The sequence below is a fragment of the Photobacterium sp. BZF1 genome (assembly GCF_014349205.1).
Classification (GTDB): Bacteria; Pseudomonadota; Gammaproteobacteria; order Enterobacterales; family Vibrionaceae; genus Photobacterium.
In genome coordinates this window covers 1-12,934 of sequence record NZ_JACSOF010000177.1, presented here as the reverse complement: position 1 = coordinate 12,934, position 12,934 = coordinate 1, and the positions used below count along the sequence as shown (strand labels likewise).

The following is a 12,934-nucleotide window of genomic DNA, read 5'->3' as shown; positions in this document are numbered from 1 at the left end:
CTACTAAACCACTTAGGCAAATCTTATAACGATATATATTCTAGCAATGAAAGTTCTCACACTAGAATTGCTAGCCATTTTTCGTTATCAGTTTCACCTTTGTTGACTACAAACACATGTTACATACAGTGGATATTAGCCTATAAATCAGCATAGTATATGCATGTCTGCAAACTATAATTGGAAAGCAAATGAATTTGAATACACTAGATCTAAACCTCCTCAAAGTCCTTCTAGTGTTATTGGAAGAGAAGAATACTCATCGGGCAGCCGACCGACTTGATACAAGCCAGCCAGCTGTGAGCAGGGCACTTGGACGTTTGCGCGAAGCATTGGATGATCAACTGTTCGTTCGTCATAACCGTGGCCTGAAACTTACTCCACGGGCAGAAGAACTCGCATCCGTATTGCCAGGTATTTATACTCAACTTGAAAAAGCTCTGGAAAGCAGGCAGTTTGAGCCAAGTCAAATGGAGGGGCGCTTTCGAATCGCACTCAATGGTTTTTTGATAGAGAGCTATGGCACCGAAATCTATCGCTTATTTAACCGTACTTGCCCTAATGTAGAGCTGGAGCTATACAGTTTTGGCTCCAGTACCATCGCCCAATTACAAGATGGCCGTTGTGATCTGGCTATTACCTACCAACCGTTAGCCACGCCTAAAGATGTATACCAAAAGAATATAGCAAAGAGTCAGATTGGTTTTATCTGTCGACGTGGGTTTGTAGCTGAAAACCAGCCGATACCTATCGAGGAGTTAGATAACTACCGCTGGGCAGGAATGGTCGTTCCCGGGTTCAACCAACAAATGGAAATCGTGAAAAGGTATGCCAATCTCCGTGAAAAGCCCGCTTTCCGAAGCCAGCACGCTCATCCAATCCTGCAGGCACTTCGCAGCGAGGACATGTTATTTATTGCACCAAGAGAGCTATACAAGATTGTTGATCAGCAAACCTTTCAGTTTGTGGAAATGGATGAGGCTGGCCAACCTGAACGAAGAGACATTCTGGATGTTGTGATGACGTATAACCAAAAGCACTGGAATACCGATAAGTACCGTTGGTTGGAGCAAGAAATCAAACAGCTCCGGGTAACAAACAAGTAAAGCACTATACAAGACAAGCAAGCTAGATGCATTTTTGGTATTAAGCTGGCATTCAGAGATGCGTTTTTGATATACCACTAATCCATTTCTGCCATGGGATTAAGACAAGCATAACCCTACAATGTGTACATCAAGTGAGGGAGTTCAAACCTCACAAAAAATTGTTCAACACTCTCAAGGACAGAGGGTACTGATAATAGACACAGAGGTAGGTTATGAAAAAATCAGCTTTCGTTATCATCAGCGCTTTGGTTCTGTCTTCACAAGCAATGGCAAATGATGTACTGGACTACCACCTTTCAACAACCGGTGAGCGTACAGCTCCTACAACACACTTGATTCAGCAAGCGAATACTCCGGCAATGAGTGTGATGGAGGCCCAGCTAACCACTTCAGGTGATGCTTCAATGCCTGCTGGCCACATTGGTGATGCCCGAGTGAATGATTCAAGCCATTCAGTCTTTGAGTATCACTACAATACTGCTGACTAATTTACAAAGTCGAATCCTTTAAAGGGCTGATATGTGCTAATCAGCTCTTTTTCATTTTCTGCTATTTATGATTTGGATAAAGCTCACAGTTAATCATAGAGAAACGCAGGGGCCTGAATTTAGATTGGATGTAAGTCGTAATCGGTTATAATGGCGAAAGACAACAAATCATTATAAATCAATATTATGCTTATACCTTCAATGATTCGCCGTTCAAAGCCGCTCCAAACAGCGCTTATTGCACTTTGCTTATCAAGCTTGGCAGGTTGCTCTTCTTCGCAATCACAGCAGTTAGGTATGCGCAGTAGCACTGTCACCAAAACACCACAGCAAATGAGTAACCTTGAAATCTGTGAAACTTACGCCTTTGGGCGAAGATCCACCCAGACTCGAGTTGCCATTGCCAGCGAGTGGAATCGACGTAATATCAGTCACGCTTACTGTAATAAGATTCGGAATGAACTTTATCTGACATCACTGCTGAAAAAACTGGCAAATGCTGAAGAAAAGCCTGCGAGCAACCAAGTACAGCCGGTTCAGCCTATCGAGCTGCGGTAACGACCCAAGTTGCTCTGGAATTTCCCAATAAAAAAGCCTCTTGCGAGGCTTTTTTGTTTGCAAGTTCTAGGTGCCGTCAACGCATATAAATATGGCTCTATGGGAGGTTTGGACTCAGTGGACTGACATATCCCTCAGGCTTCAAAGCTAACAAATCACAGTTGAGACTGTCGATAGTGTGTTCCGCCGTGTTACCGATGAACACTGCGGATAAACCTGTGCGTCCGGTTGTTCCCAAAATCACCAACTCAGCATCAATATCCTCGGCAACTTGAGGAATGATATCTTCCGGCAGGCCTTCAAGTACATGTGTTTGCTCTTCCGGTAATCCATGTTTGTGGCGCAGGGCCTTCATTGATTTGAGATGATGTCCCCTTACTGCATCTGTATATGAAGCAGGGTCGAATTCAGGCAGTTCAATCGTAATGTTCACTGGGGTTGCAGGGTAGGCGTTAACCAAGTTCACTTCAGCCCCAAGCAGATCAGCGACAGATTTTGCCTCATCGACAATAGAATCATTCAGTTGTTCGTGTGTTTCATCATCTGCGGCAAGATTGACACTCGCCAAAATCTTACCATTTTCAGGCCAGCTGTGGTCTTTCACCATCAGTACCGGACAAGGGCATTTACGAAGCAGATGCCAGTCCGTTGGGGTGAAAATCACAGACCCTATCTTGTCATGGTCGTGGGTCGCTTTGATGATCAAATCATGGTGGTTGCTGAACACTTCGGCAATAATGGCTTCATAAGGGCGGTTGTGCCAGACAACCGTCAACTGAATATTAAAGCCGTCATCGGTATACGGACGGATGAGATCTTTCAACCATTCCTCACGCTGCATAACAACACCACGCCGCATCGCTTGCCGTTCATCGGCAGAGAGCATAGATGTCATCTCATACGAGAAGTCATAGATTGCCAAGAAAAGAGTAATTTTTACCTCGTCAGAGCGACGAGCAAGGTGAATAGCGCGAGACAATGCTGGTTGATGATCCTGCGCTGGATCGGCAACAACGAGTATATTGCTGTATTTGGTCATAACTGCCCCCTTACACAAACCGTGTTGGCATCTAAACCAGTCTCTGTTCCCTTAAAGGAATGATATCTATCTGTCACTTTCGGGCAGAGAAACATTCAGAGTTATCTTACCAAAATCAGTTGCTTGTTATGAAAATGTCACAAAAAGCCTCTTTGGTTACTAATAACTTTAACTTAAAGGGTAAGAATAGGGGAGTAACGGCGGGAAATTAATATAAAAAAAGTGATACGGCTCGCGTATCACTTTTTATAATCATTCACTTAGGCGATTAGCTTAGGCAATAGTGTTTTTGTTCACACCGGCAAGCTTCGCAAGTTCTTCGTGGTTAAGGATAGTAATGTATTTACCCTTAACACTCAGCATTTCAGATTTTTGGAAACGACCTAGCAGACGGCTGATTGTCTCAACAGTCAGGCCAAGGTAATTACCGATATCACCACGAGTCATTGTCAGACGGAACTCACGAGGTGAGAAGCCGCGCTGTGAGAAACGTAGCGACAAGTTGTAAAGGAAGGCTGCCAAACGCTCTTCTGCGTTCTTCTTGGATAGCAGCAGAATCATTTCCTGATCACCTTTAATCTCGTTACTCATCAGACGCATGATTTGCTGACGAAGTTTTGGCATTTTCCCTGACAGATCATCGAGAATTTCAAATGGAATCTCGCAAACCATTGATGTTTCCAAAGACTGGGCAAAGCTCGGGTGCATCATTTCATTGATGGCATCAAAACCCACCAGGTCACCGGCCAAGTGGAAGGCAGTAATCTGCTCATCACCTTGCTCAGTAATGGTGTAGCTCTTGATTGTACCCGAACGAATTGCGTACAGTGACTTCAGTTCATCACCCGCTTTAAAAAGCTCCTGTCCTTTCTGGATTGGCTTTTTGCGTTCGATAATTTGATCTAGCTGATCTAGCTCAGACTCATTCAACGTAAATGGAATACACAACTGACTGATGCTGCAATCCTGACAATGGATCGCACATCCGCCTGATTGGATACGTTTGGTTGTTAGTTTGTCTGATATCATAAGCCTGTCTAACCAATTTGATGTAGGTCAATATTTTAACATAATATGAATCATTATGACGAGTATTAAAAAAGCCTACATTATTTGTTTGATTGCGATATAACCAGTATGAACCCCGTAGGCCAATAACAGCAAGGCACTCGCTCTCTTAAAGTAAAGATTTTTAAGCCACTTCTGCAGCTGGTTTGCCATAGTTCCCACCGCGATCATGGCAGGTAGGGTACCTAAACCGAATGCTAACATCACACTAGCACCTGAGGTGGCACTGCCTGCAACAGCGGCCCAACTCAATGTGGAATACACTAAACCACATGGGAGCCATCCCCATAATGCCCCGAAAGGAATAGCGGCGAGGGGGCTGCGTAACGGTAGCAGTTTTGTTGCCATTGGTGATAGAAAACGCCATAGCCCTTTACCCATCACTTCAATTTTACTCACACCATGCCACCATTGGCCTATGTATAAAGCAAGTAAAATCATCATAGTAGCGGCAAGTAACCGTAATGATGCCAATGCAGTAACCTGACTTCCATAGCTGGCAAGGTTGGCAAAAGCACCACCGATAATCGCTCCGGCAATCATGTACGATGCGATTCTGCCGAGATTATATAACACTAAATATGGCCAACGGGAAGTATGTTGGTTGTTTTGTACACCGAGGGTAATAGCAGCAGAAACCCCGCCACACATGCCCAAACAATGGCCAGCCCCCATCAAACCTATGATGAACGCCGCATAGAAATCAACGCTTACCATGATTACCACTTATCTCATTAGCATCGCGTTCATTTTTGATTTCAGTCGGCTTTGACTCATCTTCGTCAAACAAGATGTCATAGCCTTGGCGTTCAAGATCTTCAAACTGTTCAGTACGAACAGCCCAAAGAAAAATCCCGACAGCTATACATACGAAGACAATCGCAATGGGGATTAACAAGTAAAGACTAGCCATGTTCTTTTAATAACCTTAAAGAATTTGAAACAACAATGATCGAACTTCCCGACATACCCACAACAGCGATATAGGGTGCGACAAATCCAGCGACAGCCAGCGGTAGGATGATCAAATTGTACCCAAGCGCCCAAGCAAGGTTTTCCCGGATGATTTTACGTGTCTTTTGTGCCAGTTTTCTGGCACGTAGAATTCGAGATAACTGGTCACCCAGTAATACCATATCTGCCGAGGACTTGGCTATATCGGTACCACCACCCATGGCAACAGAAAGGTGTGCACCTGCGAGTACAGGGGCATCGTTTACACCGTCACCAATCATTAGGGCCACTTTGTTTTTGTCTAGGCTTCTGAGGTATTCCAATTTGCCTTCAGGAGAGACACCTGCTTCAAGGTTATCGACACCCAGTTTATCGGCGACCACCTGTGCGGATGCTGAATGGTCACCGGTCAGCATAGTCACTTTAATGCCTTCGGCTTGGAACTGCTTGATAAGCTCAGGACTATCTTCGCGAATAGGGTCATCTAACATAAAACTAGCAACCAGATCGCCATCGCAGCTTAGCCATACCTGAAATCGGTTATCACACGCTGCCAGCAGTTGCTCTTTATTGGGGTTCAAGGCTAAAACAAATTCAGCTTTACCAATCCGCCATTCTTGACCATCTATGCTCCCAGACAAACCGCTGCCAATCTCATTCTCAACGTCATTGAACAAAGGTTTATCGCTACGATAAGCAGAAAACGCCCTTGCAATAGGGTGATTGGCAAATCTCTCCAGTTCAGCTGCAACTTGCAATGACTTCTCTTCAGAGTACTCATTGAAAGTCTGGGTTTGCACTAGGCGAATATTACCTTCGGTCAGCGTGCCGGTTTTATCGATCACTAGTTGGTTGACGTTACATAGTGTTTCCAGCACATGACCGCGGCGCAATAGGATCCCCAAACGCCCAAGGCTTGAAGTAGAGCAGGTGAGGGCTGTCGGGGTGGCAAGGGATAGGGCGCACGGGCACGTTGCGACCAATACAGCTAAGGTGATCCACAGGGCATCTTCCGGCTTATGTTGATACCAGTAAAGCCAAGTGCCAGCTGAGATGATTAAAATTGCTGCAACAAAGTAGCGTGCGACAATATCTGCAACCTCTGCCACCTTAGGTTTGGAGCTTTGTGCTTCATCTTGTAAGCGAACAATATTTGAAATGAGTGAATTCTGGCGGTCCTTGGTTACCTTGAGGGTGATATGGTTATCGCCATTGATTGTACCCGCATAAACCGTATCACCCACGATTCTTGGTACGGGCATGGATTCGCCTGTCACCATAGATTCATCGATAGCCGTTTGGCCTTTTAGGATTTCACCGTCTGCGGGCAGGCTTTCACCCGGTAGCACCGTGACAACGTCACCCACTTTTAATGTCTTGGCAGCGACCTGTGAGCCGTCTTCCAATGTTGCCATTGCTGGGACCAGCTTTAATAAATTGGCACTGGCGGCAGCGGCGTGGCGCCGTGCACGCATTTCAAGAAATCGACCAAGCAACAGGAAGAAAGCGAACATAGAAATCGACTCGAAGAAGACTTCGCCTTTTTCCATTACTGTTGCATAAAGGCTTGCCACATAGGCAAATAACATGGCAATTGAGACGGGAACATCCATTCCTAATGTTTTTGCCCGCAGGTTACGCCAAGCATTGAGGTAGAAGGGCAATGCCGAGTAGAGCATGACTGGAGTTGCGAATATCAGACTGACCCAGCGGAGGTAGTTTTTGAACTCGGCATCTAAGTCACCGAAGATTTCAAAATACAATGCGATAGCCAGCATCATCACCTGCATGGTGGCAATACCCGCAATACCAAGGCGGTAGAGGTAGCCCTTCATGGTGCGGTGGTATTGCTGCTCTTGTGCATCAGCTTCAAAAGGAGCGGCTTTGTAGCCTAAACGGTGGATAACGCCCAAAAGGTGGCTGAGCTTAACCGTGTCTGGGTCCCAGGCTAATAGTGCTCGGTGAGTTGTTGTATTTACTTTAATGGATACAACGCCAGCTTCGCGCATCAACTGCTTCTCAATAAGCCATGCACAAGCTGCACAAGAAACACCATCTAGTGATAAAGACGCTTCTTTGCAATTTTCGTTGTCACGGACAAACTCTTGCTGGATTTCATCGTGATCATAGAGGAGTAGGGATTGCAGTTGCTGCGGTACCAAATCAGCTTTCTCTGCCGGGGCAGTACGGTACTCGTAGTAAGAGGTGAGGCCGCTATCCACAATGGTCTGTGCGACCGCTTCACACCCAGGGCAGCACATCTCACGGATCTGGCCAAGTATTTCTACATGATGCTGGCAATCCTGTGGAACAGGATCGCCGCAGTGGTAACAATCTTTCGTCATTCCTTAATCTGCCCGTACAGCGAAATCGGGTCGGATGTTGGCAGGTTAACACGTCCTTGTAACATCCAGTCTCCATCAAATGGCTCAAGCTCAACAAACCATGGACCTTCAATAACCTCAGGAGATTCAAAGCGATAAGTCCCTGATAAATCGGCGCTCACCATTTGAGTAAAATCTTTATTAGCTAGAGTACGGTGTGTGAATGTCACACGCAAATTTGGATAGTTATCTAGATCACCTTTATTGAAAAAAACATTGATGTCTTTGTCACTAACAGCAACTTGCGCTTTCAAATTCAAGGCATCGGCAACACGAAGGCGGGATAGGTCGAGGTTAATCGCCTTGCCTTTCTTGTAATAGTCTTCCGCGACTAGGTCGACTTTGTTTTGAGAAAAGATATAGACAGCTGTCAGGCTATAAACAATTGAAGTAGCAGGGATGGCAAAAACGAACCATGGCCAGAACTGCTTATACCAAGGTTTACCCATATTGATTACCTATGTCGCTTAGAGGGATTTAGCCCCTGAAGATAACAGGGGCTAGTCGTTAAGTCTCGGAAATTTGTACAAAAAACTTGAGCAAATTGTAACCGAGTGTTGTATGAATTGTTACTTAGAAGTGTCTTGGCTTAGGTTCCATACATAGGCTGAAATAACCTGTACTTTCTCCTCGCCTAGAATATCTTTCCAAGCAGGCATCACACCCTGGCGGCCGTGAGCAATGGTTGCTTCGACCGCACGGCGTGAACCACCGTATAGCCATGTGTTGTCAGTTAGGTCCGGCGCACCAAATGCAGGGTTACCTTTACCATCTGTACCGTGACAGGCTGCACACACCACGAACTTCTGCTTACCAGCAGCCGCTTCTTTGGCATTCACACTTCGCCCAGACATGCTTAGTACATAGCTGGTCACTTCTGTTACGCCATCTTTACCAAGGCTATCAATCCAGCCAGGCATGACACCTTGACGACCATCCATGATGGTTGTCTTGATAGTTTCAGCTTCACCGCCGTATAGCCAAGCGCCATCAGTCAGGTTAGGGTAGCCAAGCTGTCCACGGGCATCCGAGCCATGACATTGCGCACAGTTCTGCAAGAACAAACGTTGACCAACCTTAATTGCTTCTTCACTCTCAGCGATCTGGGTGATTGGCAATAACGTGTTGCCAGAAGCGTCGTAGGCCAAAGTTTTGAATGTTTCACCGAAGCGGGTCTCGGCGTCATCCAACTCTTTTGCATACTGGTTCAAACGCTGCTCTTTTTGGGCATTGGCAATTGCCAGTTTGGATTCTTCGATTGAACGAACAGTTTGATCTGAGCTCGTCCAACCTAAGAAGCCCTTGTAGTTACCTAACCCCGGGAAAAGGAAAAGGTAAAGTAGGCCGAAAATAATGGTGCCCCAGAACATGTAGGACCACCATTTAGGCAGTGGGTTGTTGATCTCACGAATACCGTCGTACTCGTGACCCATATCCTCACCTTCTTCAACACCCATTTTGTCCTTGCTACACCAAATCAGTAGGGCAGCAATACCAGTTAGGGTACCCAGCGTGATGATTGTTATCCATAGACTCCAAAAAGTAGTCATGCTTCCTAACTCCTGTCATTCTCACGCGTTGCCGTGTCTTGCTCCTCGTCTGCAAAAACAAGATTTGCAGCTTCATCGAAACGAGATTTTTGGCGTTTACTGTAAGCCCAGAGGACAATACCAATAAAGCTACCGAACAGTATCAGTGTCCAAATGCTATGAATGGTTCCAATATCCATGGTGCCCCCTTATTTCATTGCGTGACCAAGTGACTGGAGGTAAGCAATGATTGCGTCCATCTCAGTCTTGCCTTTCACTTCTTCGCCAGCGTTTGCCACTTGCTCATCGGTATAAGGCACTCCGAATTGGTTCTTGAAGATTCCAAGCTTCTTAGACGTCAGCTTGCCATCAAGCACGTTTTCTTCAAGCCATGGAAAACCAGGCATGTTTGATTCAGGAACCACAGCACGAGGATCACGAAGGTGAACTCGGTGCCAGTCATCTGAATAACGGCCGCCAACGCGGGCTAGATCAGGACCAGTTCGTTTTGAGCCCCATAGGAATGGGTGTTCCCAAACACTTTCGCCAGCTACAGAGTAGTGGCCATAGCGCTCAGTTTCAGAACGGAATGGACGGATCATCTGGCTGTGACAAACATTACAACCTTCACGGATGTAAATATCACGGCCTTCCATTTCCAAAGCAGTGTATGGACGAAGGTTCTCAACCGGCTCAGTCGTTTGGTCTTGGTAAAGCAATGGAGTAATTTCTACCAAGGCGCCAAAACTGATCGCAATCACGATAAGGATTGCAAGAAGGCCGACATTTTTTTCTACGATTTCATGACGATTATTAGCCATTGTCGGTACTCCTTATGCTGGTTGCTCTACGGCTTTAAGGCTTTCTTTTGGCGCAAGAATTGTCTTGTATGCGTTGTATGCCATTAGGAACATACCAGCCAAGAAGATTGCACCGCCTACGAAGCGAACGAAGTAGAATGGGTAAGAAGCCTGTAGAGACTCAACAAAGCTGTAAGTCAACGTACCGTCGGTGTTTACCGCGCGCCACATCAGACCTTGCATAACCCCAGAGATCCACATCGCAACGATGTAAAGAACCGTACCGATTGTTGCTAGCCAGAAGTGAACGTTGATCAATTTAATTGAGTACATACGCTCTTGGCCGAACAATTTAGGGATCAAGTGGTAAACCGCACCGATAGAAACCATCGCAACCCAACCTAGAGCACCAGAGTGAACGTGACCGATAGTCCAGTCGGTATAGTGGGAAAGGGCGTTAACCGTCTTGATTGACATCATCGGGCCTTCAAAGGTCGACATACCGTAGAACGACAGTGATACAACCAAGAAACGAAGGATAGGGTCATAACGCAGTTTGTGCCATGCACCAGATAGCGTCATGATACCGTTGATCATACCACCCCAAGATGGAGCAAATAGGATCAAAGACATCACCATGCCCAAAGACTGAGTCCAGTCAGGTAGAGCGGTGTAATGAAGATGGTGAGGGCCTGCCCAGATGTATAGAGATACTAGCGCCCAGAAGTGAACGATAGACAGACGGTATGAGTAAACAGGACGTCCTGCTTGCTTAGGTACGAAGTAGTACATCATCCCCAAGAAACCCGCTGTTAGCAGGAAGCCAACCGCGTTATGTCCGTACCACCACTGTATCATGGCATCAACAGCACCAGAGTAAACCGAATATGATTTAGTCATGGATACTGGGATAGCCATACTGTTAACAATGTGCAGAACGGCAACAGTTAGGATGAAGGCACCAAAGAACCAGTTAGCCACATAAATATGTGACGTGTTTCTTTTGATCATTGTACCGAAGAAGACGATGGCATAGGCAACCCAGACAACCGCAATGGCGATATCAATCGGCCACTCCAGCTCTGCGTATTCTTTACCAGAAGTCCAACCTAACGGCAGCGAAATCGCCGCTGATAGAATGATAGCTTGCCAGCCCCAGAAGGTGAACGACGCTAATTTCCCACCGAAAAGTCTTGTTTGACACGTACGCTGCACTACGTAGTAAGACGTAGCAAATAGCGCACTGGTACCGAATGCGAAAATCACTGCATTTGTGTGCAATGGTCGTAAACGGCTATATGTCAACCAAGGAAGGTCGAAGTTTAGTGCCGGCCATACCAGCTGAGCGGCAATCAATACACCAACGCCCATTCCAACAATTCCCCATAGGATAGTAACCAAGGTGAATTGACGAACGACCGTATAGTTGTAGTTTTGTTCAAGCTGCTTTACTTGGCTCATGTTGCATGCTTCCAATTTTAATTGTTCAACTACACTCTTTTTCCTTGTGCGAACAACAAGTTGTCGCAATACCACCCAAAGCTTCAATAATCACCGTGTTGTTTTTTTAAACACCCCAGTAATTAAATTGCTATTTTGTTGTAAAAGTGGCATTTTCAGTGCCATATACTACTTTAGATAACTAATGATTGACAGGGTCAAGCCCACACAATGTTTACGGTTAAGCAACATTTATGTGAAAACTTTGACCTCTGTAACATGGGAAGCACGTAAAATCATGGCTGCAGAAAAGCTCACCAAAGGCAGATTAATCCAAATTCTTTTTCTTTTAGCTGTATTGATCACAGCATTTGTATGGAGAACAGTCACCTATAAGAATGAACAAGCTGAAAATAATACTGCAACAACATGCCAATTATCAGCAGAAAAATGCCTTTCAAATGAAAGCGGTAAACTGTTAAATATCTCTTTGATGCCGTATCCAGCAAAAGCGAATCAAGAGCTAACGATACAAATTGATAACAGAAATGTTAAACCGAATGCCTCTGTAGAAGGGGTCAGCATGTATATGGGCACAATTCCCGTTACTTTTGAAGAAACATCAGAAGGTTGGCTAGGGCGCTTTACTGTCCCTGAATGTATGCACGATGAAATGGAGTGGGCAGTTAACATTGAACAAGGTGATGAAAAGATAACTGCAACTTTCTTGGTGAAAAAACAAGTAGAATAAGCAGGTTACATACATACACTATAAATTATAGGGTTTAGACCTTTAAACCCTATAATTTACGCAATTTACTAAGTGATTTGTTAACTGTAATAAACCTAATTTTTGTATGAGCTACTCACTGTAAATCATTTTTTTTGTCATCCCGCCATCAATCACAAAGTTCTGACCAGTAATAAATCCAACCTCTTTTGAGAGCAAATAACCGACCATTGAAGCGATATCATCGACATTACCGACACGGCCAATCAGATGCTGTTGGTGATCAACCTCACGCAATTCCTCATCAGAAGTATGAATCCAACCGGGAGATATACAGTTAACCCTTACCTCAGGGCCTAAGCTGGTAGCCAACGCATGAGTTAATGAAACAATCCCTCCTTTAGTAGCACTGTAGGCTTCAGTATTTGGCTCGGATTGTAAGTAACGGGTTGAAGCAATATTTACAATGCACCCATTTGTCTCTTTTAGTAATGACAATGTGTGTTTTGCCATCAACATAGGGGCAGTCAAGTTGACAGCTAGCGCTTTATTCCAATCGTAAAGATCAAGTTCTTGTAACGGGGCGTTGTAGGGGTTTGCTATCGCCGCATTATTAATAACGGCATCAAGTCTACCGTGCTGATATTTTATCTCTTCAGCTAGAGATTCAATTTGCTGTTCATTGGTAACATCAAGGTGTTTGAAGCGAATCAAAGGGTTCTCTGAGACCAGCTGGAACCCTGCATTTTCGTCAATATCAGCAGCAATAACTATCGTATTTTTAGACAGGTAGTTTGCAATCCCTCTACCTATCCCGTTTGCCCCGCCAGTAACC

General features: G+C 45.2%; 15 protein-coding genes. 4 read left to right on the top strand and 11 right to left on the bottom strand.

The genetic code is table 11. The features are described from left to right. Window positions 1-191 precede the first annotated feature (191 nt). The 3 genes from BIZ37_RS26550 to BIZ37_RS26540 all read left to right on the top strand — a co-directional run bounded on the left by BIZ37_RS26550 (window position 192) and on the right by BIZ37_RS26540 (window position 2,155). The gene (locus BIZ37_RS26550; protein WP_187464081.1) at window positions 192-1,106 is read left to right on the top strand and encodes a LysR family transcriptional regulator; all 915 of its coding nucleotides are present in this window, start codon (window positions 192-194) and stop codon (window positions 1,104-1,106) included. Window positions 1,107-1,321: 215 nt separating this feature from the next. Then, window positions 1,322-1,597, top strand: coding sequence for a hypothetical protein (locus tag BIZ37_RS26545; RefSeq protein ID WP_187464080.1), 276 nt, complete (start codon window positions 1,322-1,324; stop codon window positions 1,595-1,597). Between the two features lie 297 nt (window positions 1,598-1,894). Continuing rightward, window positions 1,895-2,155, top strand: coding sequence for a hypothetical protein (locus BIZ37_RS26540; protein WP_237156940.1), 261 nt, complete (start codon window positions 1,895-1,897; stop codon window positions 2,153-2,155). Window positions 2,156-2,252: 97 nt separating this feature from the next. On the opposite strand, the gene uspE is transcribed toward BIZ37_RS26540, so the two are convergent. From uspE to ccoN, 10 genes are all read right to left on the bottom strand, one after another. Next, complete coding sequence (gene uspE / locus BIZ37_RS26535) at window positions 2,253-3,194, bottom strand: universal stress protein UspE (RefSeq protein WP_187464079.1); 942 nt, start codon at window positions 3,192-3,194, stop codon at window positions 2,253-2,255. A gap of 273 nt (window positions 3,195-3,467) precedes the next feature. Beyond that, window positions 3,468-4,223 (bottom strand): FNR family transcription factor, encoded by a 756-nt coding sequence (locus tag BIZ37_RS26530; protein ID WP_039461230.1) that lies wholly within the window; start codon window positions 4,221-4,223, stop codon window positions 3,468-3,470. A gap of 75 nt (window positions 4,224-4,298) precedes the next feature. Beyond that, window positions 4,299-4,979, bottom strand: coding sequence for a sulfite exporter TauE/SafE family protein (locus tag BIZ37_RS26525; RefSeq protein WP_107298142.1), 681 nt, complete (start codon window positions 4,977-4,979; stop codon window positions 4,299-4,301). Next, the gene (ccoS, locus tag BIZ37_RS26520) at window positions 4,966-5,175 is read right to left on the bottom strand and encodes a cbb3-type cytochrome oxidase assembly protein CcoS (protein WP_187464078.1); all 210 of its coding nucleotides are present in this window, start codon (window positions 5,173-5,175) and stop codon (window positions 4,966-4,968) included. Before ccoS ends, BIZ37_RS26525 begins: the two co-directional genes overlap by 14 nt. Then, window positions 5,168-7,561, bottom strand: a complete 2,394-nt coding sequence (locus BIZ37_RS26515) for a heavy metal translocating P-type ATPase (RefSeq protein ID WP_187464077.1) — start codon at window positions 7,559-7,561, stop codon at window positions 5,168-5,170. The genes ccoS and BIZ37_RS26515 overlap by 8 nt, the downstream gene beginning before the upstream one ends. Beyond that, complete coding sequence (locus tag BIZ37_RS26510) at window positions 7,558-8,049, bottom strand: FixH family protein (RefSeq protein ID WP_039461225.1); 492 nt, start codon at window positions 8,047-8,049, stop codon at window positions 7,558-7,560. The genes BIZ37_RS26515 and BIZ37_RS26510 overlap by 4 nt, the downstream gene beginning before the upstream one ends. A 120-nt stretch (window positions 8,050-8,169) precedes the next feature. Continuing rightward, the gene (ccoP, locus tag BIZ37_RS26505; protein ID WP_107298145.1) at window positions 8,170-9,150 is read right to left on the bottom strand and encodes a cytochrome-c oxidase, cbb3-type subunit III; all 981 of its coding nucleotides are present in this window, start codon (window positions 9,148-9,150) and stop codon (window positions 8,170-8,172) included. Between the two features lie 5 nt (window positions 9,151-9,155). Beyond that, on the bottom strand, window positions 9,156-9,329 hold the full coding sequence (locus tag BIZ37_RS26500; protein WP_107298146.1) for a CcoQ/FixQ family Cbb3-type cytochrome c oxidase assembly chaperone: 174 nt from the start codon (window positions 9,327-9,329) through the stop codon (window positions 9,156-9,158). 9 nt (window positions 9,330-9,338) lie between these two features. After that, window positions 9,339-9,950 (bottom strand): cytochrome-c oxidase, cbb3-type subunit II, encoded by a 612-nt coding sequence (gene ccoO, locus BIZ37_RS26495; protein ID WP_107298147.1) that lies wholly within the window; start codon window positions 9,948-9,950, stop codon window positions 9,339-9,341. Window positions 9,951-9,962: 12 nt separating this feature from the next. Then, entirely contained in the window at window positions 9,963-11,390 is a 1,428-nt protein-coding gene (gene ccoN, locus BIZ37_RS26490) for a cytochrome-c oxidase, cbb3-type subunit I (RefSeq protein WP_187464076.1), read from the bottom strand. 235 nt (window positions 11,391-11,625) lie between these two features. On the opposite strand from ccoN, the gene BIZ37_RS26485 reads away from it, so the two are divergent. After that, the gene (locus BIZ37_RS26485) at window positions 11,626-12,120 is read left to right on the top strand and encodes a hypothetical protein (protein ID WP_370577818.1); all 495 of its coding nucleotides are present in this window, start codon (window positions 11,626-11,628) and stop codon (window positions 12,118-12,120) included. Window positions 12,121-12,231: 111 nt separating this feature from the next. On the opposite strand, the gene BIZ37_RS26480 is transcribed toward BIZ37_RS26485, so the two are convergent. Beyond that, window positions 12,232-12,934, bottom strand: a 703-nt coding sequence (locus tag BIZ37_RS26480) for an SDR family oxidoreductase (RefSeq protein WP_187464075.1), incomplete at its 5' end; no start/stop codon positions are given.

Coding starts and splice junctions, on each gene's coding strand:
- BIZ37_RS26550 (WP_187464081.1), top strand. CDS start 192: ATGAATTTGAATACACTAGATCTAAACCTCCTCAAAGTCCTTCTAGTG.
- BIZ37_RS26545 (WP_187464080.1), top strand. CDS start 1,322: ATGAAAAAATCAGCTTTCGTTATCATCAGCGCTTTGGTTCTGTCTTCA.
- BIZ37_RS26540 (WP_237156940.1), top strand. CDS start 1,895: ATGCGCAGTAGCACTGTCACCAAAACACCACAGCAAATGAGTAACCTT.
- uspE (WP_187464079.1), bottom strand. CDS start 3,194: ATGACCAAATACAGCAATATACTCGTTGTTGCCGATCCAGCGCAGGAT.
- BIZ37_RS26530 (WP_039461230.1), bottom strand. CDS start 4,223: ATGATATCAGACAAACTAACAACCAAACGTATCCAATCAGGCGGATGT.
- BIZ37_RS26525 (WP_107298142.1), bottom strand. CDS start 4,979: ATGGTAAGCGTTGATTTCTATGCGGCGTTCATCATAGGTTTGATGGGG.
- ccoS (WP_187464078.1), bottom strand. CDS start 5,175: ATGGCTAGTCTTTACTTGTTAATCCCCATTGCGATTGTCTTCGTATGT.
- BIZ37_RS26515 (WP_187464077.1), bottom strand. CDS start 7,561: ATGACGAAAGATTGTTACCACTGCGGCGATCCTGTTCCACAGGATTGC.
- BIZ37_RS26510 (WP_039461225.1), bottom strand. CDS start 8,049: ATGGGTAAACCTTGGTATAAGCAGTTCTGGCCATGGTTCGTTTTTGCC.
- ccoP (WP_107298145.1), bottom strand. CDS start 9,150: ATGACTACTTTTTGGAGTCTATGGATAACAATCATCACGCTGGGTACC.
- BIZ37_RS26500 (WP_107298146.1), bottom strand. CDS start 9,329: ATGGATATTGGAACCATTCATAGCATTTGGACACTGATACTGTTCGGT.
- ccoO (WP_107298147.1), bottom strand. CDS start 9,950: ATGGCTAATAATCGTCATGAAATCGTAGAAAAAAATGTCGGCCTTCTT.
- ccoN (WP_187464076.1), bottom strand. CDS start 11,390: ATGAGCCAAGTAAAGCAGCTTGAACAAAACTACAACTATACGGTCGTT.